Genomic DNA, 26,657 nt, shown 5'->3' with positions numbered 1-26,657 from the left:
AAGTGAAGGTAGGGTTTGTTTTAATGTTAAATCTAGATTCTGAGATAAATTCATAAAAAAAGAGCGTATTTACATACGCTCTTTTTACAGCATTTTAACTTTTTTTGCTTAACTGACTGGCATTACTGCTAGTGCAGGGCTTTTTCGCTCAATGAGTGCTTACTTTTTACGTTTAGGTCCAAGTAGCATACCCATTTGACGACCTTCCATTTTTGGTGTTTGTTCAACAACACCAAATTCAACTACGTCAGCTTCAATTTTTTGCAATTGAGCAAGACCCAGTTGTTGGTGAGCCATCTCACGACCACGGAAACGAAGGGTGATTTTGACTTTGTTGCCTTCTTCAAGGAACTTGATAATTGCACGTAGTTTTACGTTGTAATCACCTACATCAGTACCAGGGCGTAGCTTGATTTCTTTCACCTGTACTTGATGCTGTTTTTTCTTCGCTTCTTTCTGCTTTTGCTTAAGATCAAACAAATGCTTGTTGAAGTCCATAATCTTACAAACTGGTGGCTCAGCATTCGCTACGATCTCAACAAGATCAAGCTCAACTGCTTCTGCAGCACGTAAGGCATCAGCCAAGCTTACGATACCTTTTTGCTCGCCATTTTCGTCTACAAGACGGACTTCTTTTGCACGAATTTCATCATTCAAGGCAGGACGGTTTGATTTGTTACCGCCCTGTTGATTACGGTCAGGCTGTTTAATCGCTGTTACTCCACAATGTACCGGCCGCGTTCGGCAACGGCTGCTTTTACTAGGTCAACGAAAGCATCGATAGACATAGTACCCAAATTTGTTCCAGAGCGTGTACGTACGTTTACAGTACCTTCCTCTACTTCACGGTCCCCAAGTACCAATAAGTATGGAATACGCTCTAATGTGCGTTCACGAATCTTAAAGCCGATTTTCTCATTTCTCAAGTCAGAAATAGCACGAATACCGTTTTCTTTAAGTTTAGCGACGACTGACTCACTTGCCTCAGCTTGTGAATCTGTAATATTCATTACGCATGCTTGGATTGGTGACAACCAAGGTGGCATAAAGCCAGCGTAGTGTTCGATAAGTATACCAATAAAACGTTCGAAACTGCCAAGAATTGCGCGATGCAACATAACTGGTTGATCTCGATCGTTATCTTCAGTTACATAAGATGCATCAAGACGTTCTGGTAAGTTAAAGTCACATTGGATTGTACCACATTGCCATACACGGCCTAAGCAGTCTTTCAGTGAGAATTCAATTTTCGGACCATAGAATGCGCCTTCACCCGGTTGAAGTTCCCATTCCAAACCGGCAGCATCTAAAGCATCTGCTAAAGATTTTTCAGCCATATCCCAAAGTTTGTCATCACCCACACGTTTTTCTGGACGTGTCGACAATTTCATTTGAACTTCTTCAAAACCAAAGTCTTTATAAACATCTAAAGTCAATTTAATGAAGTCAGCTACTTCAGTACCAATTTGTTCTTTGGTACAGAAAATGTGCGCGTCATCTTGAGTAAAGCCACGAACACGCATAATACCGTGCAATGAACCAGATGGTTCGTTACGGTGACATGAACCGAACTCAGCTAGACGTACAGGAAGATCACGGTACGATTTTAAACCTTGGTTGAACACTTGTACGTGACAAGGACAGTTCATCGGTTTTACTGCGTAGTTACGGTTTTCAGAATGTGTCGTAAACATGTTGTCTGCATAGTTTGCAGCATGTCCAGATTTTTCCCAAAGCGTGAAATCAACCACTTGCGGTGTACGAATTTCTTCATAGCCGTTCGCTTGTTGAACTTTACGCATGTACTGTTCAAGAACTTGGTAAATTGTCCAACCGTTCGGATGCCAGAACACCATACCCGGTGCTTCTTCTTGCATATGGAACAAATCAAGTGCTTTACCAATTTTACGGTGATCGCGTTTTTCAGCTTCTTCAATACGTTTTACATAAGCAGCAAGCTGTTTTTTGTCTGCCCACGCTGTACCGTAAATACGTTGTAACTGTTCATTTTTCGCATCACCGCGCCAGTAAGCACCAGAGATTTTAGTCAGTTTGAATGATTTTAGGAATTTAGTATTTGGAACGTGCGGACCACGACACATATCCAAGTAGTCTTGATGATAGTACAAGCCCATTTCTGTTTCATTAGGCATGTCTTCAATCAGACGGAGTTTGTACTCTTCGCCACGTGCAGTGAATTCTTTGATCACTTCGTCACGTGGTGTCATTTTTTTGATGACATCATAATCTTGATCGATGAGCTTTTTCATACGCTCTTCAATCGCTGCCATGTCATCTAAAGTGAATGGACGTGGCATCCAAATGTCATAGTAGAAACCTTCTTCAATGACAGGACCAATTACCATTTTTGCTTCTGGGAACAGTTGCTTAACTGCATGACCCACTAAATGTGCACAAGAGTGACGAATGATATGAATACCATCTTCATCTTTAGGCGTGATAATTTGAAGGCTTGCGTCTTCGGTAATCAGATCAGATGCATCTACTAAACGATCGTTTACACGACCTGCAACTGTATTTTTTGCAAGACCAGGACCGATGCTTTGAGCAACTTCCATCACAGATACGGCATGATCAAATTCTTTTTGATCGCCATTTGGCAAAGTGATAATTGGCATAGAAAATCCTTAAGGAGTGATGCCCCGTACAATAGAGCATATCACCGCGAGATTATGATCGAGGGAATCCCTCAAAAGATAAAAACGGTGGATAAATAAATTTCGACCTAAATTTTACACGCCCTGCCAACTTTAATAAACCTCTAATCCCATGGAAGTTGATTTTTCTACCGCCTTTTACAAGACTCCTGATAATTCAAGCAGATTTAAGCCGAAATGCGCTTTATGCTGTCAACATAATAATCGCGTTCTAATTCATAAAATTATTCCGAATTTCGAACACCTATACCCACTGAAATCTTTATGTAGGCAGGTATCATGCAAGCACATTCACTTATATCTTGGTCGAGTTTAAAACCGCTCCAACCCGCTTATGCCCTCGCAGCCAATGTCGATCTTATGGTCTTAAGGCTCGAAGATGATGATGCAGAACAAGTCGTGGTCATGTATGGTCGCTGTCAGCATCGCGGCGCACTTATGGCCGATGCCCATATTCAAGGGGATAAAATCGTCTGTGGGCTGCATGGCTCGCACTATATTTATAAAACTGGCATCAACCCGCGTTATCTGAATAAAAATCTGCAAAAATTTAAAGCGTGGGTGGAAGGCGATCAGGTGTATGTCGATCTTGAAGAAATTCAAGCGTGGGAGAAAAGAAATCCACAGCAGTATAAACGCGATCAATACCAAGGTTTATATGCAGATTCGGCACCCGCACCTGAAGAACCACATAATAAATTGATCTTGGAACTTGCACGCAATGGCTTAAGTAAATTTGGACATCATGGCCCGACAGCTGCTATGGGCGTGCCTTTCAATCAACTCCCGAAATAGGAGGACATTCAACTGATCACCGCACAACTGTGGAAAATTCCATTGTTAGATGATGCACCCGTAGCAACCGAAGTGGTAATTGGCCCAAATGCTAAAAAACCCTTAAAATTCAAAATCCCCCTGTTTGTGTCAGATATGAGTTTTGGTGCGTTATCTCAAGAAGCCAAAGTTGCCCTTGCAACAGGTGCTGAACTTGCAGGTACAGGCATTTGCTCAGGTGAAGGCGGAATGCTTGCTGAGGAACAAGTGGCCAACTCACGTTATTTTTATGAACTTGCATCGGGTCGTTTTGGCTATGACATCGAAAAAGTTAAAAAGTGTCAGGCCTTTCATTTTAAAGGCGGTCAAGCGGCAAAAACAGGTACGGGAGGACATCTGCCAGGCCATAAAGTGGTTGGTAAGATTGCAGAAGTGCGTAAATTACCAGAAGGCACCGCAGCCATTTCCCCTGCGACCTTCCCCGACTGGACGCATCTTTCACAATATCGTGAATTTGCAGAATATGTCCGAGCAGAAACCGGCGGCATTCCGATCGGCTATAAACTCTCTGCACAGCATATTGAACGTGATATTGATGCGGCTATCGCCATTGGTGTCGATTACATTATTTTAGATGGCCGTGGTGGTGGTACAGGTGCAGCACCTACGCTATTCCGTGACAATATTTCTGTTCCAACCATTCCTGCACTGGCACGTGCGCGTCGTCATTTAGACCGTTTAGGACGGTCAGATATTAGTTTAGTGATCACAGGTGGACTTCGTGTACCCGCTGACTTTATTAAGGCACTGGCTTTGGGAGCAGATGCCATCGCGATTTCAAACTCTGCCATGCAAGCCATTGGCTGTTTAGGTATGCGTGCCTGTCAGACCAATGATTGTTCTGTCGGCATCGCCACGCAACAAGATCATTTACGTCGTCGTTTAGAAATAGACAAATCGGCACAACAACTGGCGAATTTTCTAAATGCATCCGTTGAACTGATGCAAGTCATGGCACGTGCCTGCGGACATCATCATCTCAATCAATTCTGCAAAGATGATCTGACCACATGGAAAAAAGAAATGTCGAACCTCACTGGTATTCACTACGGTGGATTTGATTAAGCTTCAAATCCTGAGCTTTTTTTCAAAATCATTGAGCCTAAAAAAGGAGTCCAAACGGGCTCTTTTTATTCTCTGAACGTCTCGAAGGCCATGAGTCGATCGGCTTGGTACCACCAAAGCTGTGCAAATTGAGGGATAATCATTTCACTTTGCGCAGGGCGAAAAAAAACATAATCATCCACTTCTATGCTGCTTGTCTGTGGAATTTGCACAAGTTCCTGATTACTACTACGACCATATAACCCATGGGGCTGACTGCCTTGAGGATAAACATAGTTCCCTCGCCAATAACCTCCATAAATAAACACAGCCTGAGATTTTGCCCAACGACTTAACCATTCTAACTGCGGTAATTCTGTCCGCGATAACACTTTTAGCACGGGTGTGGCGATCCACAAGGCATTTTGAAAAGCGTGCAAAGCTTTCAGTTCAAAATCTGCGGGTTTTAACAGCATCGAACCAAATGAGACTTCATTACAGACGCTCTGCTGACAATGAAAACTAAAACTAGGACTACCACCACCATTCCAACAGGTGTGTTCATCACATAAGGACGGATAGCGCTGTTGTAAATAATCTTTGAATTGTTGATAACTTTGCTGTGACAGTTGATAAGTCTGTTCAGCAGATTGAATCAGTCGTGGAATCTTCGCCACATGTGCGTCGTAGCCCATCAATCCTGAAAATTTTAAATGTTGAGGATGTCGAACGATTACATCCAAAATAGCCTTTAGCTCATTGATGGTTTTCAGGCCACCACGGTGTAGCCCCACATCGATTTCAATATTAATACGTAGACACAGTTGATGCTGCTCAGCAAATTTTAGGTATTGGCCTAAACGCTGTTCACTATCAATCAGCCATTGCACTTGCAATTGAGTTGCCTGCAAAAATGCCTTGTCTGTATGGTTCAAGGCCTGAATCGGCATCGGTTTTCCAAACAACACATCAGCTTGCGGCATCGACTCGAAAAGTGTTTTCAGGTGTGCAAAATGAAACAGCATGTAACGCTGTGTCTTGAGCTGTGTAGCACAATGTTGAAGCAATGCCATGCATGCCAAGGATTTCACCACCAAGCGAGGATGCAGACTGCGTGGTATTTGCTGCTGAGTGATCACCAAGTTGTGATTTAATGCGGCAACATCCACGATTAACTGGGGCATACCTGTACCAATGTGTTTGAGCAAGGTATTCAATTGTTGATAATATGCATCCATGCATATGCTCCAATATCTTTATTAATATCTTATCTTCCAGATTATTCAAAAAATAATTTTTGCAAATAAGGGTTAACCCACTTTTGTGTTGGATCAAGCTCCTGTCTAATCTGCATGAACTCATCCCATTTCGGATATAACGTTCTTAACTGCGCCGCCTGTAGGCTATGAATTTTGCCCCAATGTGGTCGGCCACCGTATTTAAGTAAAATTGGCTCAACCCATTTAAAAATAGCTTGATAATCTTGTTTATAAAATTGGTGTATGGAAATTGAAACAGAAACTTGCTGATAGAAAGGACTCAGCCAAATATCATCTCCGCGCACCAAACGATATTCAATCGGAAAAAACATCGGCGCTTTATGGCGTCTCAATGTATATAACACTTCTTCAAAGCATTGCAGACCGTGCTGTAAAGGTATTTGGTACTCCATCTCATTAAACTTGGTATTCCGAACCGAAGGAAAAATACGACTCGACCAATCCACCACAGTTACAGGTTGAATAAATACACCTAAAAATTTTTGCAGCCATGGATTTAGCTTTGGGCAAAGCCGTGTCAATTCAGCACAAAAATTTAAGAGTACATCTTCTTCGACCCATTCATTCGGTCGGGCAATTAAATCCTCCTCAGTTTCATCTAAAGTTTTTAAGATCACTTGATCGGCATGGCTAAATGCCCAAAACTCGATATGTCGATGTTGATATTGCCACTGCTGCATGTGTTGCATCAATACGCTAAGGGCACATAATCGTGTTTGTTCTTTAAGTTTATACATCGGGCGGTTTTGCATTTGAATTTTTGTCAAAATTCCAAAACTTCCCATCGCCACGCGGCCTGCATAGAAGATTTCACTGTTTTTTACTGAATTACACTGAAGAATTTCACCTTGTGCCGTTAACAGATCAAAACCATGTACCAATGCTGACAAACACGGCAGTTCTAAACCTGTCCCATGCGTTCCCGTCGCAATTGCACCGGCTAAACTTTGTCGGTCAATATCTCCTTGATTTATTAAGGCCTGATCGAAAACTGCCAGCTTTTCTCCAAGATCTGATAAGCGCGTCCCCCCCTGTACCGTACTCTGACAGCGCTCTTCATCAATGTCGGTTATGCCTTTCATCTGCTCCAAACTGATTAACAGATCATCCGTTTGTACCAACCCATTAAAGGAATGACTTGCTCCCACAACACGAATTTTTTTGTTCTGCCTAACCAATCCCTGTAGTTCAAATATATTTTGCGGTTGTGCAAATTTTGGCGTCGCAGAAAATGAGCCCGACCAATTTTGCCAATGAGTTGCTCGCTGTATCGTCATGATATCCCCCACTGTACGAGCTGTTTATTGTTTTTATTTTCTTGATTATTGTTCTGCACTCATTCTCCTAAAATAGGACGAATCAATGCATCGATATTTTTTAATTTATGCCGTTTAAAATAATGATCGTCAATCAAATTTTGATCAGATCAAATGTATGACTAAGTGTAGTTATAGATTATTACAAAGTTATTCATGTGACTTTTTTCTTATATTTTTCATTGAGTTTTTCAACATTTTTTTAATTTTAAACCAGTGTAAATGTCATTGACGCTCCTTATTTAAACCGAGAGTTCTATCCATGAATGACATATTTTGTTTGTTGTGTACGACTTACAAAATCAGTCAATTTTTACATTTAAACTTGATCGTTTTTCAGCTAATTTATTTAAGCTTTAAAATCAAACTTTAGAACCAAACAGTTCACTTTTACTGCGATTTAATATTTTATAGCTATAAAAATCAAATAATTAAATTTTTAGTGCAAATACTCGACTAAAGCATAAATGCAAGACATGGCATGACTGCCTTATTGTGACAGTAGCTTAAAACAAATATACATGGACTTGGAGTACTACAATGGTTAGCGCATACGATGAATTGCCACGGACCCCGGCGAATTTTGTTGCACTTTCACCTCTACGTTATCTAGAGCGTGCGGCATATATTTATCCAGATCAGGATGCCATTATCCATGGTAATCGTCATATTTCATGGCGTGAAACCTATAACCGTTGCCGTCAGTTTGCCCACCAATTACAACAATTGGGCATTGGTAAAAATGACACCGTTTCAGTTTTACTTCCCAACGTCCCTGCAATGATTGAAGCACACTTCGCCGTTCCTATGGCAGGTGCTGTACTAAATACCTTAAATACGCGATTAGACGCGAAAACCATTGCTTTCATGCTTGAACACGCTGAGAGTAAAGTATTGTTGGTCGATCCTGAATTTGCTCAAGTTGCAACTGAAGCTTTGGCTTTAATCGATCAAGAAATTTTCATCATAGATGTTGCAGATGTGGAATACGAAGGCACTGCAAATAACATTGGACAAATTGAGTTTGAGGAATGGCTTGCACAGGGTGATGCAAACTTTGAATGGCATCTTCCAGGTGATGAATGGGATGCTATCAGCTTAAGCTATACCTCAGGCACCACAGGTAATCCTAAAGGTGTGGTGTATCATCACCGTGGTGCTTACATTAATGCAGCGAGTAACATTATTGCGTGTGGCATGACACCTCGTGCGACCTATCTCTGGACTTTACCACTTTTCCATTGCAATGGATGGTGCTTCGCTTGGACCATGGCTGCCAATGGTGGTACTAATATCTGTTTACGTAAAGTCGACCCTGAATTGATTTTCAAACTAATTGCAGAGCATAAAGTTGATTATTTCTGTGGTGCACCAATCGTACTTTCAATGCTAATCAACACACCTGAAGACAAAAAGACCAAAATTGACCACCGTGTTGAAGTCATGGTTGCTGGTGCTGCACCACCCGCTGCGATTATTGAAGGCATGCGCAACATCGGCATTAATGTCACACATGTGTACGGTTTAACTGAAACCTACGGCCCTTCTGCGCTATGTGCTTCTCAGGCTGGATGGTCTGACCTTTCGATTCAAGAGCAAGCTCAATTACACTCACGCCAAGGTGTGCCTTACCCACTACAAGATGGTATGAAAGTCATTGATCCTGAAACGATGCTACCTGTTGCACATGATGGTCAAACCATGGGTGAGATCATGTTCCGTGGCAACATTGTCATGAAAGGTTACTTGAAAAACCCTGAAGCCACTGCTGAAGCATTTGCAGGTGGCTGGTTCCATACTGGTGATTTGGCCGTTTGCCAACCTGATGGCTATGCAAAAATCACCGATCGCTCTAAGGATGTCATCATTTCGGGTGGAGAAAATATTTCTTCACTTGAAGTAGAAGAAATTCTATACCAACATCCTGCAGTATTAACTGCGGCGGTAGTTGCCAAGCCTGATCCACGCTGGCAAGAAGTTCCGTGTGCATTTATTGAATTAAAAACAGGCAAAGAAGCGACACCTGAAGAACTGATTGAATTCTGTAAACAACATCTCGCACGCTTTAAAGTGCCAAAAGATGTGGTAATTACGGAAATTCCAAAAACATCTACAGGAAAACTGCAAAAATTCGTTCTACGTGAATGGGCAAAAGAACGTGCTGTCGGTGAGTTTAATTAACCTCTTTTGAGAGTCGTATTCCATTGAGAAATGCGACTTTTTCATAAACACCACACATAAAAAAGCGACCTAAACAGGTCGCTTTTTTATTCTACAATTCGTACAAATCAGTTATCTGAAATTAACGCAACTTGTTGAATATAATTAAACAATTTCAACTTAGAAGCGGCAATTTGTTCTTCAGGCATTTGTTTAGTAATGTCACGCTGAATACGCAAAAGATGCTGACGAATTGGATGATGTTCAGCTGCATTGTGCGCTTTCATGAACTCTTTAATCACAGGTTCACCCTGTGCAATCATACGATCAACCCAGCGCTGCAATTGTGCAGTTTTTTTCGCACCCTGCTGCGGTGTTAAATAAGACAAAATCATTGCCTCATCTTCATTACGCAACAATTTACCAATACGTAAAAATTGACGACGACGAGCTTCTCCCGAAGTAATCGAACGTACATCAAGTAAAGAATCAATCAAGCGTTCTTCAACTGGAAGTTTCTGAATTTGCTTAACACTCAATTCAGCCAATTGTTCGCCCAAAGCAGCCATACGTTGCACTGCTTTTTTTTGTTCAGTTTTGCTCGCACGTCCATCTAGGGATTCAAAGTCTTCTTCAGTAAAACGCTGTTGCGGTCGACGTGCCACGGTTAATCTGCCTCGTAAAATTTTGCTGCAAATAGTGCTTGAATTTCAGATAAAGCTTTTTCTTCATCTGCACCTTCAATCACTAAGCGTAAAGTTGTGCCCTTGCCCGCACCTAGCATGAGCAAAGACATAATATTTTTGGCATCAACTAATTTTCCGCCTTTACCAATTTGAATCGACGAGCGAAATTTGGTTGTCACTTCGATTAGCTTGCCAGATGCACGCGCATGTAAACCCAGTTTATTAATTACGTCAACGGTTGTGTCGATCATGACCAGTGCTTCATTTCTCTATGTAGAACCTGAATAGACCATTTTGCCTCAAGAGCTTTTTTTAGTCTATCTACAATATATACCGAGCGGTGTTGTCCACCTGTACAACCGATGGATACCGTCATGTAGTGACGATGCCCTTCAGCAAATGCCGGCAACCATTTATCCAAGAAATTATAAATATCTTGAAACATTTCATTGGTTTGCTCACTCTGCTGTAAAAATTGACGAACCGGCTCATCCAATCCTGAAAATTTACGCAGCTCCATATCCCAATGCGGGTTAGGCAGATGGCGCACATCAAACACATAATCTGCGTCGAGTGGAATACCATGCTTATAGCCAAAGGACTGTAAAATCAGAATTAAATTATCTGCTTGCCCAAGTTTCGACAGTAAAGTGTGCTTTAAATCATGTACGCTCTTATCCGTAGTATCAATATGCACGGTAGAACGTAACTGAATTGGAATCAGAAGATTTTTCTCTTCTTGAATACATTCATTTAAACTTTTGAAACGGTTTGCCAGCGGATGTGGTCGTCGAGATGAACTGAAACGCGCAATCAATTCCTGATCACGTGTGGTCAAGTAAATAATATCAACTGAGCCATGTCGCTGTAATTGTTGAAAAACCTGATCGAACTCTTGAAGATCAGCGCGGGTGCTTCGAACATCGACACCCAACGCTAACTGTTCTAGATTGTTTTCAGCATTAAGTTTTTCAACAATTTCGGGGAGTAACGCCAAGGGCAAATTATCAATACAGTAATAGCCAAGATCTTCAAGTACCTGCAATGCAGAAGACTTACCTGAACCGGACTGACCTGTAACAATTAATATGCGCTTCATCGCGGAGTTACCCCATTCCCGTTTTAAGCTGCAGGGTATTTAACCTGCAAATTATCAATTAGACGTGTTGCACCCAATTTAGCTGCAACAAATAACACCACATCTTGATCAAACTGCTCAATTTTTTGCAATTCTGGTGTTCGTGCTTCTATATAGTCCACAACAAAGCCAGCTGCTGTCAATGTGGTATTCATATTCGCTAACACTTCAGCCAGTGCTGTACCAGCAAGCAATTCAGCTTCTGCTGTTTGCAAAGTCTTATAAATCGTTGGAGCAATCGCACGATTTTCAGCACTTAAATAGCCATTACGTGAACTAAGTGCCAAGCCGTCTTCAGCGCGAGTAATTGGCACACCAATCACTTCAAGCGGAATATTTAAGTCACGAACAAATTGACGAATCACTGCCAACTGCTGGAAATCTTTTTGACCAAAGAAAGCAAAATTCGGTTGAACAATATTAAATAATTTAGTGACAACCACAGCAACACCGTCAAAATGGCCTGGGCGCTGTAAACCACATAGGTCATTGGTGATATCACTCACTGCAATATTGGTCAGGCGTGGCTTATTACCATACATTTGCTCTACAGTCGGTGCAAATACAATGTCGCAGCCCACTTCAGCAAGTAAATGCTGATCTTGTTCTAAAGTACGTGGGTAGCTATCGAAGTCCTCATTTGGGCCAAACTGAATAGGGTTAACAAAAATACTGACCACTACCACATCGCAAAGTTTACGAGCTTCACGCACCAAGTTCAGATGACCTTCGTGCAAGTTCCCCATTGTTGGTACAAAGCCAATAATTTTACGTGCAGCGCGCGCTGGATTAAGTGAAGCGCTTAAACCCTGGATCGTAGTTTCAGTTTTCATGTATTACAACTCAATCTGGAATGTATGTTCTGGTGCTGGGAATGTGCCATCGAGCACAGCCGCGTGATACGCTTTAAACGCATCAACAATTGCAGTTTCACCTGCTTGTTCTTTCATAAAATTACGGACAAATTTAGCGACATGGCTAAATGTGAGCCCTAACATATCTTGTTGAACCAATACTTGTGCATCAGTTTCTGCACCTGCACCAATCCCAATTACTGGCGTATTCGGGAACAATGCACTGATTTCTTTGCCGACTTGTGCTGGAACACATTCAAGCAGCAACATGGCTGCACCTGCATCAACCACCGCCTGACAATCAGCAATGAGTTTATCCGCAGTTTCACGGGTACGCGCTTGAACTTTGTAGCCACCAAAAACGTGTACAGACTGCGGCGTTAAACCTAGATGCACGCAGACTGGAATACCGTTACGAGTTAGAACTTCCACGGTTTCTGCCAACCAAGCACCGCCCTCTAATTTGACCATTTGCGCGCCAGCTTGCATGACGGTTTTTGAGTTCTGTAACGCATCATTTAAAGTGGCATAGGTCATAAATGGTAAATCAGTCAAAATAAACGTATGTTTATTTCCTCGACGTACCGCCGCAGTGTGATATGCCATATCTTCAACGGTAACAGGTAAAGTTGAATCACATCCTTGAATGGTCATTCCTAATGAATCGCCAATTAAAATACTATCAACTTCAGCAACTTCCATTGCTTTCGCCATGCTTGCATCGTAACAAGTCAGGCAGGAGAATTTGCGCCCTTCGGCTTTACGTTTTTTTAAGTCACTTAGACTAATCATTTCAATATTCCTCGGATGACGACTTTCACAAGTGGTCTTTCAATACTAAATATTCGCCCAATTCCCAGCATCCAAAACTGTTAAGTTTGGATTATCCAAGATGGCTAAACTTTTTAATAATTGTCCTTTAATCACTAGATTTGGATCGATATCAAGCAATGGTCGCAATACAAAATCACGCTCTAACACACCCACATGTGGAACCGTTAGACGTTCATTTTGAATCTGCTCATCACCATAAATTAACAAATCTAAATCTAATGTCCGTTCGCCCCAATGACGTAGACGAACACGACCCGACTCTTGTTCAAAGCGCTGTAATTCATCCAATAAGGCCAATGGCACTAAATCAGTCTGAAGTTGTACAGCAGCATTTAAATAATTTGGTTGATCTTGCGGTCCCATCGGTGGACTTTGGTACAACTGGGACACTTGAAGCGGCCCCAGAGTTGCAAGTTTATGTACTGCTTCAGTCAAAATCTGAAGCGAGTCACCTAAATTACTCCCCAATCCAATATACGTCTTAATCATTGAGTTGGCCCAAAAATCACTTGGCTCAAATCCCGTTTCACACGACGACGCTTCATAATTGGATGATCTGCCCCAATTTCACCACTCGCAGAAGCAGCAACAACAGAAACAGTACGCTCATGCGCACTCACTTTCGGCTTACGTTGACGACGATTACGCGGCTCAGGCTCATTTACCAAAGGTTCAATTTCAGTTTGCTGTTGAGCATTTTTTGGCTCAACCTCATCTTGAGTCGCTTTGCGTCGATTTTTCGCACGTTGGCGGTTATATTGGCTAATGGCACGTTCTTTCTCATCCGTACTCATTTGCTGATATTCATCCCACCACAAGCCCATACCTTGTGTGCTGTCATCACCTGATTTTTCGCGCAGCAACAAGAAGTCAAAACCTGCACGGAAACGCGCATGGCCAGAAAGTGCTTCAATTTGTTGTGGTTTTGGATTTAACAAACGAGTTTGCATTTCCCAAACTTCACGAATAAATGTTTCAGCAAAACGTGGGATAATGGTACGTGTTGCTTGACGTTTTAACACGTCTAGACCAGCTTGCGCACGGGCTTCAGCAGGTACCATGCCTTTATTTAAATAAAATTGGCAACGCTCTTGGAAAGGAATCCATAACAACACTGCATAGAAAAATGCAGGGTTAATGGTCTTCCCTATCGAGATTCGTTGATCGGTATTTTTTGCTGCCAATTCAATAAATGCATTCACATCTGGTTTGATATCTGCAAATAATTGATGCCAAATACCAAAATCAATCAGCATCGGAAGTACGCGCTTCAAATGCCCCATCGTGAATAATTTTTGCGATTCATCATATAGACGATGTGGAGAGACATCACGCAGTAATTGAGTTAATTCGGGTGTAAATACATCCAAAATTTTCTCATCAATACTAAAATTCAGTTTTGCCGCAAAACGTAGAGTACGAAGCATCCGAACGGGATCTTCTTCAAATCGTAATTGCGGATCGCCCAATAAACGTAATGTCTTATGTTTGATATCATCAACTGCATTACAAAAATCAAGCACAATGCCTTTGCGTGGTTGGTAATACATGGCATTGATAGAAAAATCACGGCGGGCAAAGTCTTGTTCAATCGTGCCCCAATTATTGTCGCGTAAAATCATCCCAGCTGCTGAGGTAACAGCCTTTTTCGGTGGCGCACGGAAAGTTGCAACTTCAATTAGTTCACGGCCTGAGTAGACATGAGCAAGCTCAAAACGACGGCCAATAATTCGGCAACGTCGTCCAAAGACTTCTTTCACTTGGGCTGGAGTCGCATTGGTAACAGCATCAAAATCTTTAGGTGCATGACCAAGCATGAGGTCACGGACACCGCCCCCAACGATATAAGCTTCATAGCCTGCCTTATTTAAGGCATCAATCACATCTAAAATGGAAGAAGGTAATTGTGCGGTTGATAAACCACATTTTGACGCGCGCAAAGTTTGCAAAAGACGCTGTCTCCTACGTCTGAACGTAAAATTCTTAAGATGTTGCTAATGATATCTCTAACACAATCAAAGGGCAATTTGATTCTCCCTCTGTTGGCTTCAAAGCTTAATAGATTTACCGAGTTTTCAGTTGGCTTAGAGTGCCATTCTTGCTTTATTTTTGGCAAATAAAGCTGGTCCAATCCCTTTCACCAACTGAATATCTTCAATGGTTTTAAATTTTCCATTTTTAGTGCGGTATTCCACAATGGCTTCAGCTTTTTTTTGACCGATACCGTTCAATGATTGCAACTCTGCTACTGAGGCCGTATTAATACGGATTTGATTGGCTTGAGAACTCGCTGATAATGCAGGCCGTGCTAAATAATGATTGGCTGACTGTGTCGCTGATTGCTTTTGAGTTGAATGTTGCTGATGCTTTATAACACCCGCTTTTTTGAGTTGCTGATCTTGTGATTGCTGTAAGGCTTTCCACTCGGCATAACCCGAATTACTTTCGGCATAACCAAATGGTGAAAACAAGACAGCAATACACATCAAATAAAATACTTCAATCTTGAGTTTTTTTCTCATAATTAGCCTGTTGTTTTAAGTATAATTTCGCTTGTTCCCAAAGCTGATCCATTTCAGCCAAAGACAAGTCTTCTATATTTTTTTTTGTAATTCAGCCTGTTGCTCAATATAAGCAAATCGACTTCTAAACTTGTGAATCGTACTCAGTAGTGCCATTTCACTCGAAACGCCTATCTTACGGCCAACATTGACCAGTGAAAATAAGCAATCTCCAAATTCATCGAATATTTCGTCGGAATTTTGCGATTTTAAAGCATCTTTCAACTCTCCCAGTTCTTCTTCAAGCTTGCCATAAGCACCATCAATATCTGCAAAATCAAAACCAATTTTTGCTACATTTTTTTGAATTGCATCTGCTTGTGACAACGCGGGTGCATGTTTTATTTCACTTAATCTAGATTGAGGTTTGCCTTGCTTTTCTTGTAACTTTATTTGCTGCCAAAGTGTTGCAACATCTTCGGCACTTAACGCTGAAAATTGTTCTGCTTGAAAAACATGTGGATGGCGACGAATTAATTTATCCGTAATGGCTTGTACGACATCATGAAAATCAAAATCCCCTTGTTCACTGTACATCTGTGACTGGAAAACCACTTGTAGTAATAAATCCCCAAGTTCATCTTTTACATCATTGACCTGCCCAGAACGTACAGCAGCTTCGACCTCATAAGCTTCTTCTATTGCATAGCGTGTCAAACTTTCTGGCGTTTGTTGCTGATCCCATGGACATTGTTCACGAAGTTGTTTCATTACCGCCAATAACTGTTCCATGTGGACACTCACTTTTTTACTCACCAGTACATGTATTCATTCAGTTTTGTTTGCTATGCTCAAAAATCACTCAAGGATTGAGCACAAAAACTAGGAGCAGAATAACATGCAAAGTATTTTTATTAGTGGTGCTGCACAAGGAATTGGCGCAGCAATTGCTCGCTTATTTCATCAGCAAGGTTATAAAGTTGGGATATACGATATTAATGGCAGCCAAGCCCAACAAGTTGCAAATGAGTTAGGAAAAAATACCAAAGCTGGTCAGTTAGATGTAACTAATCCAGAGCAATGGCTGACCGCTCTCAAAGAATTTGAAACATGGGCCGGCAGCATTAACATCTTAGTGAATAATGCTGGGGTTTTATATTCAGGTGCTTTTGAACACACAGATTTAGCTGACCACCACAGAACCATTGATATCAATATTAAAGGGGTGATCAATGGCTGTTATACCGCTCTTCCCTTTTTAAAACGTGCTGGCTTTGCCCGTGTTATTAACTTGTCGTCAGCGTCCGCTATTTATGGTCAAGCAGACCTTGCAAGCTACTCAACTTCTAAATTTGCAGTTCGAGGGTTCACTGAAAGTTTAGATATAGAATGGCAAAAACATGGGATTCGTGTATTAGATGTTATGCCGCTATTTGTCCAAACAGCCATGGTCAAAGATATGGATGCACAAAGTATCAAGAAAATGGGGGTGAATTTAAGTGCTCAAGATGTGGCTGCACAAATTTATACTTTAGCCAATCTCAAAGAAAATGCCTTTACACCAACACACACGCCAGTAGGTGCTAAAGCCAAATTTTTATTCCATTTATCTCGCTTCAGTCCGCAGTTTGTAAACCGTTTGAGTAACCTATTTATTGCCAAATAGAATCGAAAAAAGTGATGAGTTTCAAGAAACACGAAGAATACACCAATTACATAACTTTACATTTTTGTCACATTTGAACAGGACAAAGCAACTTTTTTTGCATAATATTCGACCGTCCTTTACATAGGTCTTTTATTTTCTAACAAAAAAAGTGAAATTATTCATGAAAAAATTACTTGTACTTGCAACTGCGACAACTATTTCTATTTCTGCTTTTGCAACTACGCAATTCGCATCTTCAGAATTAAAAGCGATGGACTGTGCTACACTTGCAGTTGAAAAAGCAAACTCAAAACGTGCAATCGAAGCTGCTGACAAAAACATTGCGAACATCCAAGCATCTGCTCAAGCACCTGGCAAATCTTTAAGTAAATTTGCTGGTTTAGCTGGTGGCGCATTGGCAGCATTTGGTGGTAACTCTGAAAAAGCAGCACGTGCGGGTAACATTGCAAACAGCTTGGCTGGTGAGCAAGATACTTCTGAAGCATCTAACCTTGATATTCAACAAGCAAATAAATCTGCTGCTCAAGCAAACTTAGACAACATTGGTATCTACCAAGGTTCTAAAAAATGCAAAATCTAATCTAAATCCTGTTTAGATTAAATTTGAAAAAACCTTGTTCAGCCAGAGCAAGGTTTTTTTATGGTGAAAATTTCAATTCAATTTTTGGAAAATTAAAACCTTTGCAATTCAATGAGCTTGACCAAGCGATGGTCAGCATTACCTGTGCTAACTGAATATTCTGATAAGCAAATACACCCAATTGAGGATGATGACAAATACCGCCATTTTGTGTCGCATGACACTGTGTATTCAGCTCGGTCAAATTCAATCGAATGCCTAAACCAGATGCTTTAAGAACAGCCTCCTTGGTGGTCCAAACTTTAAACCAATAATGTGGATCAAAATCAATACTCTCCCATTGTTTCATTTCCTCAGGGTGAAAGATGTGCTGCGCCATTTGTTTAAAGCGTACTTTTCGATTTAAGTCTTCTATATCGACACCTAAATTTGCCATTTTTTGGCTACTGGCCAAAACATAATGCTGCTGACTATGGCTATGGTTGAAATGAAAATTAGGGAAATGACTAAGATAAGGCTTACCAAATTCAGTTTTGGCAAAATCTGAGCTTTTAATTTCACTATGCAGCTTTAGGGTGAGTAATTGATTTCGATATTGATAGATCGCTTGTTTACGATGCTCAATCAGTTCTTTTCGTGTTAAACCATGAGTCAGAGGAACAATATCGTTCAGCGAACTAAAATCCAAAACTATATTCGCCATGACACTCTTGCCCCTTCTGATTATGACTTGCCTTATTTACGGTCTAGTTTACTACATCAAAATATTCAGATTAAAATGAAGCATGACTTAAATATTAAAAACAGCTAAATAGCAAACCAAAATTCTTTATAAAAAATTAAATATAATGTTTATTTTCAAATATTTATTTTAAATATAATTTTATTTAGATACAATACTCTAGTTTTTTTAAATACGATTTATTTAAATATATAGGGGTTTATAAAATGCTAAGAAAATTATTATTCGTATGTACGGTGAGTGCTTTAACGTTCAATGCACACGCAGGCCTATTAGATGCTGCAGTTGCGGTGATGGGTGCACAAAATGGCGCAATTATGGACCAAGCTGAAGCGCGTATGAATCAAAGCCGTGCTCAAGCAGCAAGTGCCGTAGCACAAGCCGATCGTGGATATGCATCCAATTTTAATCAAGCGAGCAATAGCAACAACAGTGTATATAGCACGAGCTACTTAAAAACTTTAGATTGCACCGACCTTGCTGTAGAAAAGAAAACATTTGAACGCACCGTAGAAGCATCTGAATTAGCTGCGAGCCAAGCTACTGCTCAGCAAAATAATAAGATTTCAAAATGGGCTGGACTGGCTGGAAATACCTTGTCTGCTTTTGCAGGTCAATCTGAAACTGCGGGACGTATGGGACAATTGGCAACCGCATTTTCTGGCAACAAAAATGTTCAAACAGATGCTGCAACAGCACAGCAAACCTTAGAAGTCGCGCGTGCGAATTTAGACAATATTGAAATCTATCGCCAAGCCAAAAAATGTAAAATCTAAAAAAATTAAATATTAAACATAAAAAAGCCCATCCTGCGATGGGCTTTTTTTAGAAATTTAGCAGTAATTAACGTTTAAATTTCTTCTCAGCTTTCTTAAACTTCTGAACATAGCGACGTTTACGCGCTGCCGTACGTTCATCCATTTGAGACTTACGACCTTCAAATGGGTTATCTGAAGTTTTAAATTCGATGCGTACTGGAGTCCCTTCAAGTTTATACACTTTACGGAATACGTTTTCTAAATAACGACGATAATCCGCAGGCGTTTTATCAACCTTGTTACCGTGTACAACAATCGTTGGCGGGTTTTGTCCACCCATATGAGCATAACGCATTTTAATACGACGACCACCCACCATTGGTGGTTGATGCGCTTCAGTTGCATCATTCAAAATTTGCGTAATCTTCGCAGGCGACACTTTCAAGTGCGAAGAATCATAAGCACGGTGAATTGATGGGTAAAGATCACCTACACCTGTACCATGCAATGCAGAAATTAAGTGAATTTTTGCCCAAGGAATAAAGTCAAAACGACGATCAACATCCAACTTACATTGTTTACGATCATATTCAGACATGTTGTCCCATTTGTTGATCGCAATTACCATGGCACGCCCTGCTTCCAGTGCATAACCAATCAAATGTAAATCTTGCTCAACAATACCGTCACGCGCATCCACTACAATCACAACAACATGGGCATCTTTCATCGCTTGTAAAGTTTTCACAATTGAGAACTTCTCAATCATTTCATCAACTTTACCCTTACGACGCACACCTGCTGTGTCAATTAAAGTGTACTTACGACCGTCACGTTCAAACGGAATATAAATCGAGTCACGTGTTGTACCCGGTTGGTCAAATGCGACCACACGGTCTTCGCCCAGCAAGCGGTTTACGAGTGTCGATTTACCCACGTTTGGACGACCAATGACCGCTAAACGTAAGCCTGTATCTTGGTCATGTAAATCTGGATTTTCATCTTCAGGGACATCAGCCAATACTTCTTCAAGCATTTGCTGTACACCACGACCATGACTCGCTGCAACTTGTAAAGGCTCGCCCATACCAAGTTTAAAGAATTCAACCAAAGCAGCTTCAGCGTGTACGCCATCTACTTTGTTGGCAACCAAAAATACTTTTTTACCTAAAGTACGTAAGTCACGCGCAATTTGTTCATCAGATGCCAAAAGACCAGCACGTGCATCGACAACAAAAACAATGATGTCTGCTTCATGGATCGCAGTTTTTGACTGTTCTGCCATGTATGAATCGATACCACCTTCAGCTTCACCAATACCACCAGTATCGACAACAATGAAGGATTTATTTTGATAGGTCGCATCACCATATTTACGGTCACGAGTCAGACCGGCAAAATCAGCAACGAGAGCATCACGGCTCTTGGTAATCTGGTTAAATAACGTTGATTTTCCGACGTTCGGACGACCAATGAGCGCAATTACGGGTTTCATAGATTAACCTTTATTCCAGATCAGCCAGTTAGGTCTGGTCTGAACATCAGAAAGCTTAGGAAGAATGGAATTAGGATAAATGCCTAAAATAAATAAAAAACACGGGGCATTGACTGTTCAATCCCCCGCGTTCAAAAATACGGTTTGGCTTATTTTAACATAAGCCGCAGAAAAATTAACGATTCTGCCAAATGCTTAATGCACCCTTACGTGTAGAGACATAAAGTTGATTGTCAATCACACGTAATGTACGAACTTCACCACTGGTTTTAGAGCGTCCAACCAACTCACCTGTCGCAGGATTTAATAAGTGCAAGACACCATCTAAATCGCCAACCACTAGGTCTTGACCAAGCATCACGGGGTTACTCAAATTACGATTAAGTAATTGGTCATTTTCCCACAATTTTTGACCCGATGTAATTTCGTAGGCCACAATTTTACCATCAGTCTGAGCAACGAACACGCCATTACCAACAACTTCTGGGCGTTGAATACTGCTTGCGTCATTACTCCAAATGACTTGCTGGGTTGCCAAGTCTAATGCAGTCACTTGACCTTGATAGCTTGTAGTAATTAAGAATTGACCAGCAACAGTCGGTTCACCATCAATATCAATTAGACGTTGAATATCAGAACGACCATCGGACACTGCAACACGACGTTGTAATTTTGGCACACCGCTAATTGCATCAATCACATAGATATACGCATTTGATGAAGCAATTAAAATATTACGTGCATCAAGTGCAACTGGTGCCGCCATGCCACGTAAGCTAAATTGCACGTTTGGCAAACTGTAAGTCCAAGTTTGGTGACCTGTCGCAACTTCATTCGCATAAACAGTACCATCATTGGTCACAGAGATAACACGACCCGCTTGAATAAGTGATGGTGAAAGTAGCGCACCTGTTAATTGTACAACCCACTTTTGCTCACCTGTTGCTTGATCCAAAGCGAACAGTTGACCTTTGGCATTACCCACAACAACAATACCATCAGCTGCCTCTACACCAGCAGTTAAGCCAGATTTAGAAACTTTTTTCTGCCACAGACGCTGTTTGCCATTAAATGCTTCAACTTCACCGTTTGGATTTACGGTAAAAACGACACCTTGATCAACATCCATACGTAAACGCAGTGGATCTGCTTCATCAGTCGACGCAACACTGTTAGAAAATACAGGGACTAAAGTTTTTGCCTGCACTAATTTCGGTAGCGGATTTGGTTTTACTTTTTCTACTTTTCCTTTGCTGGCACAACCAGTCAAAGCAAGTGTTAAAACTGTCAGCGCACAGGTAATTTTGTATTTTCTATTCATTCAGTTGCTTCCACTTGTGTATCTATAATTGGACGTTCAATTTCAGGATCATCAACTAAAACGCCTACACTTTCGAGTTTAATTTGTAAAATTTGACGTTCTTCTTGACGTTCAACCAAAGCATCCCATGCACTTTGGTAAACTTTTTTTGCATTTTCGATATCATTTTTTGCAACATAAATGTCGCCGCGAGCTTCATCAGCTGTCGCTGTAAATGCAGGTTCTTTTACAGCCTCTAATGTTTTTAAAGCTTCATCATATTTCTTTTGAGCCAATTGCGCATAAGCTAAACGCAATTTAACCAATTGAATTAAGCCTGCATCATCAACTTTAGAGTTTTCAACTTTCTTCAAAGCTTTTTCAGCATTTGCATAATCAGCTTTATCATAAGCTAATTTCGCCATAAGCAATTGAGTTTGAATGGCTTGTGGCGAGTCAGGTGCTTCTTTCACAATTTTGTCTGCAGTAGCAGAGAGTTGTGTGAACGCATCACCTGTCGCCGTTTGCGCATCATCCATCAATTGTTGCACTTTGGCTGTTTGCATTTGCGATTCAGCCAAAGTTTTCTTCTGCCAGTATTCCCATCCGAAAAAGGCAATTAACGCAATTAAAATGCCGCTAACAATGGCAGAGCCATATTTTTTAGCAAACGATTTTAAACTATCAAGTTGTGCTTCATCACTCAATGCGCTCATGAAATTACCCTTTTCCTTATGTTATATGGCTTATTTTGAAGAAATTTTTTCGATGATGAATGTAACAAATTCTGCCACATTTACTTCATGCTGTTCAGCAATAGCAAGCTCTTTCACCAAAACTTGACTCGCTGCTTGTTCACGTTCACCAAAGATCACCGCAAATAAAGCACCGGCTTGGTCTGCTTTTTTCATTTGTGATTTCATTGAACCTTGCGAACCAACTTTGAGGCGAATATTACTACCAGCTGCTTCAAGCTGGTCACGGATCTGTTCTGCAAGCACTAAGGCTTTGCCTTGCGTTACAGGATCAGATACCAAGAACAATTCACAGTCACGTACTGGCGTGTTGTCTTCAACTTGCTCTAGAAGTAGAAGTAAGCGCTCCATACCCATCGCAAAGCCAACCGCAGGTACAGATTGATCTGCTTTACCTTTTAATTGCCCCACTAAACCGTCATAACGACCACCCGCACAGACTGTCCCTTGAGAACCTAAGTGTGTTGTCGTCCATTCAAAAACGGTTTTGTTGTAGTAATCGAGACCACGAACCAATTTTTGATTAATGACAAAACTTACACCCGCCTCAGTGAGGTACTGTTGCAATTGCGCAAAATGCGCCAACGTTTCTTCACCCATGAAGTCGTGAAGTTTTGGTGCATTTTCTAGAATGCTCTGAGTTTTAGTATCTTTCGAATCCAAAATACGCAGCGGATTTGTAGTCAAACGGCGCTGAGAATCTTCATCTAAATCTGCTTTATGAGATTCTAAGAATTCAACCAATGCAGCACGGTAGTTAGCACGTTCTTCAGACTCACCCAAGGTATTGAGTTCAAGCTGAACTTTATCTGCCACACCCATGCGTTTCCACAAACGTGCTGTCATCAAAATCAATTCAGCATCTTGATCTGGAGTTGCCACACCAAAGGTTTCTACACCAAACTGATGGAACTGACGGTAACGGCCTTTTTGTGGTTTTTCATAACGGAACATTGGGCCAACATACCACACGCGCGGTGTCGCGCCACGAAGCAGGTTATGCTCAAGCATTGCACGTACACAACCTGCAGTCCCTTCTGGACGCAGCGTTAACGATTCTGGAGGATTACCCTTATCCAAGAAGGTGTACATTTCTTTTTCAACGATGTCTGTTGCATCACCAATTGAACGTTTGAACAGATTTGTTTGCTCAACAATCGGCAAACGAATTTGTTGATAACCATAAGCATCCATTAAAGATGCTAAATGTTGTTCAAGACGTCTCCACGCAGGCGTTTGCGTCGGGAGAATATCGTTAAAACCTTTAATTGCGACAATTGAACTCATGATCTACTCAGAAAAACTTGTGCGAATAATCTCTTTTGCTTTAGCGTCTTCAATATCGCTAACACGTTGACGAACCATCGCTTCGATTTCGTCAACCAACTGATTTGTGTCAATTAAATGGCTCTTTTCACCATTACGATACACCAGTGAACGTGGACTTGCACCTACTACACCGATATCCGCTTCTTTGGCTTCACCTGGACCATTCACTTTACAGCCAATCACAGATACATCCATCGGAACACGAACATCTTCAAGACGCTCTTCCAATGTTTGCATCACTTTAATCACGTTAAATTCTTGACGTGAACAGCTCGGGCAAGCAATAAAATTGATGCCGTTTGAGCGTAACCCCAATGATTTTAGAATATCAAAACCAATTTTAATTTCTTCTTCAGGCTCTGCTGCTAATGAAATACGCATGGTGTCACCAATGCCTTCCATCAACAAACCACCTAAAGCGATCGCAGACTTGACTGAACCTGTACGGTAAACACCCGCTTCTGTCACACCCAAATGTAATGGATTATCAATTTGTGCAGACAATAAACGATAGGCATCCATAGTTAAAAACACATTTGATGCTTTTACAGATACTTTAAATTCATGGAAATTTAAGCGATCTAAAATATCAATATGGCGCATTGCAGATTCAAGTAGCGCTTGACCTGTCGGCTCACCATATTTCTTTTGAATGTCTTTTTCTAAAGAACCGGCATTTACACCAATACGCATCGAAATGTCATTGTGTTTTGCAGCGGCAACCACTTCACGAATTTTTGCTTCAGAACCAATATTGCCAGGGTTGATGCGTAAACAATCTGCACCCAAATCTGCAACACGCAGTGCAATTTTATAATCAAAATGAATGTCCGCAACGAGTGGTACTTGCACACGCTTACGAATTTCACCAAATGCTTCAGCAGCTTCCATACTTGGCACTGAAACACGCATGATGTCTGCGCCAACGTCAACACAACGCTGAATCTGTGCAACAGTTGCATCTACATCACAGGTTTCTGTGTTGGTCATACTTTGAATGCTGATCGGCGCATCACCACCGACATAGACCGAGCCAACTTTTATTTTACGTGTTGGGCGGCGTTTAATTGGATTTTCAATCATGATTCAGTCTGCTCTGCTGTCCCTTAACGTGATAAACGGAATTCTGCTTTGCCGTTTACAGTGTATGGTGACAATGAAATACTTTCATTATTTAAACTTAATGACACCGCTGTAGCGTCATCCAAACGGATTTGGAATGGTGTTTCTCCATTTAAATTTAAAGTCGAAGCTTGACGACCTGTCGCAAGTACTTTACCTGTCGAATCTACAATATGAACCGAGGTAGGACGATTAAAAGTTAAAGTTAACTGATCGCCTGACACTGCAGAACCACCATCCATATTTAAGACTTGAACTTCTGAGCTTGCATCTTGCGCTACAGCATCTTCATTACTGCTATCCGATGACATCCCTTGCACAGCAGCCACAATTAATCCAATCACGACTAGCACTGCCAATGCAATTAAGCCGCGCTTTAACCATTTGCGGTTGCGGTCACGATTAGAACCCGGCAATTTACCCATAATTTTAATCGGTGAATTGTTGAGTGCATGGTTTGGCAATAAACCCGTATCGTTGGCATAAATATCATCAAAACGCTGAATGATATTGGTCGCATCTACTTTCAAATATTTTGCATAGGTACGGTAGTAACCTTTGATAAAGGTTGCTTCTGGCAAAGACTTATAGTCGTCCTGCTCAAGTGCGGTCAACGTTTTAATTGGAATATTGAGTTCTGACGAAACAGCGTCAAGTTCCAGCTTTTGTGTAATACGTACTTGACGTAAATACTCACCCGGGCGCTGTACATTTCCTAATGCATTTGGAGCGACGCTCGAACCATTCGATTGCGGTGAATTAGGATTTACTTCCATACGGCCTCAGTACTGTACTGTAATTGCAAATAGCGTTGGTATTCAGGACTTTCTGGGAACAAAGCACGCATCTGGTTCACCAGTACCTGCATACCCAAATTGTCGCCATTGGCACGAGCTGTGCGAATGCCAATCCAAAGTGCGCGAGCACCTTGGTTTTTCTGACCCACTGCACGAACAAATTGTTCATATATTTGTGTTGCAGCAGGGAATTGCTGATTCAAATAAAAAATTTCAGACAACTCTAACATTGAAACATAAGAATCACGATTAGCCTGTAAAGCTTGTTTGAATGATTTTTCAGCATTCGCTACATCGCCCACTTTCAGGTAAATACGACCTAAATTTTCCAATGCTTTGAAACGTTGCTCATAGCCAAGTGTAGACCCAGCAATCGACAACTGTTCAATCGCGTCATTATAGCGCTCAACTTGATATAAGTACGTACCGTAGTTGTTACGTGCTTGCGAATTTTTTGAGTCAGCTGAGATCGCCCGCTTAAAATAACTGTCTGCTTTTTCTAGATTCTCTTTACTGCCTTCTTGTTGCAGCAAGACACCCATCATCATATTGGCCTGTGAATCACGTGAATTCACTTCTAATGCTTGGTCTAGGGCACGCTTTGCAGCATCCAAGTCACCAGATTTTAGATGTTCAACAGCCAATTGAGTTCGAATCTTTACAGCTTTTTCCGGGTCTTTCTTACCCACATCAGGGGTTTGACACGCACTTAATGCTAAAACCGATGCACATAAAGATGAAACGAAAGCAAACTTATAGGTTAACTTCTTCAATTGGCTGCCTCT

26 protein-coding genes and 1 pseudogene are annotated in these 26,657 nt (G+C 41.2%); 6 read left to right on the top strand and 21 right to left on the bottom strand.

The annotated features are described in order from the left end of the window. Window positions 1–159: 159 nt before the first annotated feature. Both infC and thrS read right to left on the bottom strand, forming a co-directional pair. Window positions 160–711: a translation initiation factor IF-3 gene (gene infC / locus FTV09_RS06885; protein ID WP_180057523.1), complete on the bottom strand. Its 552-nt coding sequence runs from the start codon at window positions 709–711 to the stop codon at window positions 160–162. Window positions 712–716: 5 nt separating this feature from the next. Next, window positions 717–2,639: a threonine--tRNA ligase gene (gene thrS / locus FTV09_RS06880; RefSeq protein ID WP_180057520.1), complete on the bottom strand. Its 1,923-nt coding sequence runs from the start codon at window positions 2,637–2,639 to the stop codon at window positions 717–719. 318 nt (window positions 2,640–2,957) lie between these two features. On the opposite strand from thrS, the gene FTV09_RS17925 reads away from it, so the two are divergent. Further along, the gene (locus FTV09_RS17925) at window positions 2,958–3,473 is read left to right on the top strand and encodes a Rieske (2Fe-2S) protein (RefSeq protein ID WP_218950151.1); all 516 of its coding nucleotides are present in this window, start codon (window positions 2,958–2,960) and stop codon (window positions 3,471–3,473) included. A 42-nt stretch (window positions 3,474–3,515) separates the two neighbouring features. Continuing rightward, window positions 3,516–4,577, top strand: a complete 1,062-nt coding sequence (locus tag FTV09_RS06875) for an FMN-binding glutamate synthase family protein (protein WP_218950150.1) — start codon at window positions 3,516–3,518, stop codon at window positions 4,575–4,577. A 65-nt stretch (window positions 4,578–4,642) separates the two neighbouring features. Here FTV09_RS06875 and FTV09_RS06870 read toward each other — a convergent pair whose 3' ends face one another. Further along, complete coding sequence (locus tag FTV09_RS06870; protein ID WP_180057517.1) at window positions 4,643–5,794, bottom strand: alanine racemase; 1,152 nt, start codon at window positions 5,792–5,794, stop codon at window positions 4,643–4,645. A 41-nt stretch (window positions 5,795–5,835) separates the two neighbouring features. Next, window positions 5,836–7,113: a D-arabinono-1,4-lactone oxidase gene (locus tag FTV09_RS06865; protein WP_180057514.1), complete on the bottom strand. Its 1,278-nt coding sequence runs from the start codon at window positions 7,111–7,113 to the stop codon at window positions 5,836–5,838. A 579-nt stretch (window positions 7,114–7,692) separates the two neighbouring features. Here FTV09_RS06865 and FTV09_RS06860 point away from each other — a divergent pair. Further along, complete coding sequence (locus tag FTV09_RS06860; protein ID WP_180057511.1) at window positions 7,693–9,333, top strand: acyl-CoA synthetase; 1,641 nt, start codon at window positions 7,693–7,695, stop codon at window positions 9,331–9,333. Between the two features lie 107 nt (window positions 9,334–9,440). On the opposite strand, the gene yjgA is transcribed toward FTV09_RS06860, so the two are convergent. From yjgA to mazG, 9 genes and pseudogenes are all read right to left on the bottom strand, one after another. Continuing rightward, entirely contained in the window at window positions 9,441–9,977 is a 537-nt protein-coding gene (gene yjgA, locus FTV09_RS06855; protein WP_180057509.1) for a ribosome biogenesis factor YjgA, read from the bottom strand. Window positions 9,978–9,979: 2 nt separating this feature from the next. After that, on the bottom strand, window positions 9,980–10,249 hold the full coding sequence (locus FTV09_RS06850; protein WP_067763492.1) for an HPr family phosphocarrier protein: 270 nt from the start codon (window positions 10,247–10,249) through the stop codon (window positions 9,980–9,982). Next, window positions 10,246–11,097: an RNase adapter RapZ gene (gene rapZ, locus FTV09_RS06845; protein ID WP_067763494.1), complete on the bottom strand. Its 852-nt coding sequence runs from the start codon at window positions 11,095–11,097 to the stop codon at window positions 10,246–10,248. The genes FTV09_RS06850 and rapZ overlap by 4 nt, the downstream gene beginning before the upstream one ends. A gap of 23 nt (window positions 11,098–11,120) precedes the next feature. Continuing rightward, window positions 11,121–11,969, bottom strand: a complete 849-nt coding sequence (gene panC / locus FTV09_RS06840; protein WP_067763496.1) for a pantoate--beta-alanine ligase — start codon at window positions 11,967–11,969, stop codon at window positions 11,121–11,123. 3 nt (window positions 11,970–11,972) lie between these two features. Further along, a complete protein-coding gene (gene panB, locus FTV09_RS06835; RefSeq protein WP_180057506.1) occupies window positions 11,973–12,782 on the bottom strand; it encodes a 3-methyl-2-oxobutanoate hydroxymethyltransferase in 810 nt (269 codons plus the stop codon). A gap of 45 nt (window positions 12,783–12,827) precedes the next feature. Next, window positions 12,828–13,313: a 2-amino-4-hydroxy-6-hydroxymethyldihydropteridine diphosphokinase gene (gene folK / locus FTV09_RS06830; RefSeq protein ID WP_180057503.1), complete on the bottom strand. Its 486-nt coding sequence runs from the start codon at window positions 13,311–13,313 to the stop codon at window positions 12,828–12,830. Next, a complete protein-coding gene (gene pcnB / locus FTV09_RS06825; protein WP_067763500.1) occupies window positions 13,310–14,773 on the bottom strand; it encodes a polynucleotide adenylyltransferase PcnB in 1,464 nt (487 codons plus the stop codon). Before pcnB ends, folK begins: the two co-directional genes overlap by 4 nt. A 135-nt stretch (window positions 14,774–14,908) precedes the next feature. Further along, window positions 14,909–15,310, bottom strand: coding sequence for a ComEA family DNA-binding protein (locus FTV09_RS06820; RefSeq protein ID WP_257222850.1), 402 nt, complete (start codon window positions 15,308–15,310; stop codon window positions 14,909–14,911). Between the two features lie 13 nt (window positions 15,311–15,323). Then, window positions 15,324–16,117 (bottom strand): annotated as a pseudogene (gene mazG / locus FTV09_RS06815) (nucleoside triphosphate pyrophosphohydrolase). A gap of 106 nt (window positions 16,118–16,223) precedes the next feature. Between mazG and FTV09_RS06810 the strand changes: the two are divergent. Together FTV09_RS06810 and FTV09_RS06805 are read left to right on the top strand one after the other, a co-directional pair. Next, a complete protein-coding gene (locus FTV09_RS06810; protein WP_067763507.1) occupies window positions 16,224–16,991 on the top strand; it encodes an SDR family oxidoreductase in 768 nt (255 codons plus the stop codon). A 163-nt stretch (window positions 16,992–17,154) separates the two neighbouring features. Further along, window positions 17,155–17,574 (top strand): hypothetical protein, encoded by a 420-nt coding sequence (locus FTV09_RS06805; protein ID WP_067763509.1) that lies wholly within the window; start codon window positions 17,155–17,157, stop codon window positions 17,572–17,574. A 58-nt stretch (window positions 17,575–17,632) separates the two neighbouring features. Here the strand turns inward: FTV09_RS06805 and FTV09_RS06800 are convergent, their stop codons facing one another. Further along, window positions 17,633–18,277 carry a 4'-phosphopantetheinyl transferase superfamily protein gene (locus FTV09_RS06800; RefSeq protein ID WP_180057497.1) on the bottom strand — a complete coding sequence of 215 codons (645 nt, stop codon included), beginning with the start codon at window positions 18,275–18,277 and terminating at the stop codon, window positions 17,633–17,635. 245 nt (window positions 18,278–18,522) lie between these two features. Here FTV09_RS06800 and FTV09_RS06795 point away from each other — a divergent pair, with 245 nt between their 5' ends. After that, window positions 18,523–19,092 carry a hypothetical protein gene (locus tag FTV09_RS06795; protein WP_180057493.1) on the top strand — a complete coding sequence of 190 codons (570 nt, stop codon included), beginning with the start codon at window positions 18,523–18,525 and terminating at the stop codon, window positions 19,090–19,092. Between the two features lie 67 nt (window positions 19,093–19,159). Here FTV09_RS06795 and der read toward each other — a convergent pair whose 3' ends face one another. The 7 genes from der to pilW all read right to left on the bottom strand — a co-directional run bounded on the left by der (window position 19,160) and on the right by pilW (window position 26,645). Next, the gene (gene der / locus FTV09_RS06790; RefSeq protein WP_067763513.1) at window positions 19,160–20,569 is read right to left on the bottom strand and encodes a ribosome biogenesis GTPase Der; all 1,410 of its coding nucleotides are present in this window, start codon (window positions 20,567–20,569) and stop codon (window positions 19,160–19,162) included. A gap of 175 nt (window positions 20,570–20,744) precedes the next feature. Continuing rightward, window positions 20,745–21,890: an outer membrane protein assembly factor BamB gene (gene bamB / locus FTV09_RS06785; protein WP_180057490.1), complete on the bottom strand. Its 1,146-nt coding sequence runs from the start codon at window positions 21,888–21,890 to the stop codon at window positions 20,745–20,747. After that, window positions 21,887–22,585, bottom strand: a complete 699-nt coding sequence (locus tag FTV09_RS06780; RefSeq protein ID WP_067763517.1) for a tetratricopeptide repeat protein — start codon at window positions 22,583–22,585, stop codon at window positions 21,887–21,889. The genes bamB and FTV09_RS06780 overlap by 4 nt, the downstream gene beginning before the upstream one ends. Before the next feature lie 30 nt (window positions 22,586–22,615). Next, complete coding sequence (gene hisS, locus FTV09_RS06775; RefSeq protein ID WP_180057487.1) at window positions 22,616–23,911, bottom strand: histidine--tRNA ligase; 1,296 nt, start codon at window positions 23,909–23,911, stop codon at window positions 22,616–22,618. A 3-nt stretch (window positions 23,912–23,914) separates the two neighbouring features. Next, the gene (ispG, locus tag FTV09_RS06770; protein ID WP_067763521.1) at window positions 23,915–25,036 is read right to left on the bottom strand and encodes a flavodoxin-dependent (E)-4-hydroxy-3-methylbut-2-enyl-diphosphate synthase; all 1,122 of its coding nucleotides are present in this window, start codon (window positions 25,034–25,036) and stop codon (window positions 23,915–23,917) included. Window positions 25,037–25,059: 23 nt separating this feature from the next. Continuing rightward, window positions 25,060–25,851 (bottom strand): helix-turn-helix domain-containing protein, encoded by a 792-nt coding sequence (locus tag FTV09_RS06765; RefSeq protein WP_180057484.1) that lies wholly within the window; start codon window positions 25,849–25,851, stop codon window positions 25,060–25,062. Then, window positions 25,842–26,645 (bottom strand): type IV pilus biogenesis/stability protein PilW, encoded by an 804-nt coding sequence (pilW, locus tag FTV09_RS06760; protein WP_180057481.1) that lies wholly within the window; start codon window positions 26,643–26,645, stop codon window positions 25,842–25,844. Before pilW ends, FTV09_RS06765 begins: the two co-directional genes overlap by 10 nt. Between the last annotated feature and the right edge of the window lie 12 nt (window positions 26,646–26,657).

The sequence above is a fragment of the Acinetobacter sp. YH12227 genome (genome assembly GCF_013417785.1).
GTDB lineage: Bacteria > Pseudomonadota > Gammaproteobacteria > Pseudomonadales > Moraxellaceae > Acinetobacter > Acinetobacter gandensis.
Note: the sequence above shows the minus strand (reverse complement) of the source record. Positions and strands in the feature narration are given on the sequence as shown.

Bases quoted from the DNA above. Each gene is read 5' to 3' on its own strand.
- thrS (WP_180057520.1), bottom strand. From the start codon at position 2,639: ATGCCAATTATCACTTTGCCAAATGGCGATCAAAAAGAATTTGATCAT.
- hisS (WP_180057487.1), bottom strand. From the start codon at position 23,911: ATGAGTTCAATTGTCGCAATTAAAGGTTTTAACGATATTCTCCCGACG.
- FTV09_RS06865 (WP_180057514.1), bottom strand. From the start codon at position 7,113: ATGACGATACAGCGAGCAACTCATTGGCAAAATTGGTCGGGCTCATTT.
- rapZ (WP_067763494.1), bottom strand. From the start codon at position 11,097: ATGAAGCGCATATTAATTGTTACAGGTCAGTCCGGTTCAGGTAAGTCT.
- ispG (WP_067763521.1), bottom strand. From the start codon at position 25,036: ATGATTGAAAATCCAATTAAACGCCGCCCAACACGTAAAATAAAAGTT.
- FTV09_RS06850 (WP_067763492.1), bottom strand. From the start codon at position 10,249: ATGATCGACACAACCGTTGACGTAATTAATAAACTGGGTTTACATGCG.
- bamB (WP_180057490.1), bottom strand. From the start codon at position 21,890: ATGAATAGAAAATACAAAATTACCTGTGCGCTGACAGTTTTAACACTT.
- FTV09_RS06810 (WP_067763507.1), top strand. From the start codon at position 16,224: ATGCAAAGTATTTTTATTAGTGGTGCTGCACAAGGAATTGGCGCAGCA.
- panC (WP_067763496.1), bottom strand. From the start codon at position 11,969: ATGAAAACTGAAACTACGATCCAGGGTTTAAGCGCTTCACTTAATCCA.
- der (WP_067763513.1), bottom strand. From the start codon at position 20,569: ATGAAACCCGTAATTGCGCTCATTGGTCGTCCGAACGTCGGAAAATCA.
- FTV09_RS06765 (WP_180057484.1), bottom strand. From the start codon at position 25,851: ATGGAAGTAAATCCTAATTCACCGCAATCGAATGGTTCGAGCGTCGCT.
- FTV09_RS17925 (WP_218950151.1), top strand. From the start codon at position 2,958: ATGCAAGCACATTCACTTATATCTTGGTCGAGTTTAAAACCGCTCCAA.
- FTV09_RS06870 (WP_180057517.1), bottom strand. From the start codon at position 5,794: ATGGATGCATATTATCAACAATTGAATACCTTGCTCAAACACATTGGT.
- FTV09_RS06780 (WP_067763517.1), bottom strand. From the start codon at position 22,585: ATGAGCGCATTGAGTGATGAAGCACAACTTGATAGTTTAAAATCGTTT.
- FTV09_RS06805 (WP_067763509.1), top strand. From the start codon at position 17,155: ATGAAAAAATTACTTGTACTTGCAACTGCGACAACTATTTCTATTTCT.
- FTV09_RS06820 (WP_257222850.1), bottom strand. From the start codon at position 15,310: ATGTGTATTGCTGTCTTGTTTTCACCATTTGGTTATGCCGAAAGTAAT.
- FTV09_RS06795 (WP_180057493.1), top strand. From the start codon at position 18,523: ATGCTAAGAAAATTATTATTCGTATGTACGGTGAGTGCTTTAACGTTC.
- folK (WP_180057503.1), bottom strand. From the start codon at position 13,313: ATGATTAAGACGTATATTGGATTGGGGAGTAATTTAGGTGACTCGCTT.
- panB (WP_180057506.1), bottom strand. From the start codon at position 12,782: ATGATTAGTCTAAGTGACTTAAAAAAACGTAAAGCCGAAGGGCGCAAA.
- FTV09_RS06800 (WP_180057497.1), bottom strand. From the start codon at position 18,277: ATGGCGAATATAGTTTTGGATTTTAGTTCGCTGAACGATATTGTTCCT.
- FTV09_RS06860 (WP_180057511.1), top strand. From the start codon at position 7,693: ATGGTTAGCGCATACGATGAATTGCCACGGACCCCGGCGAATTTTGTT.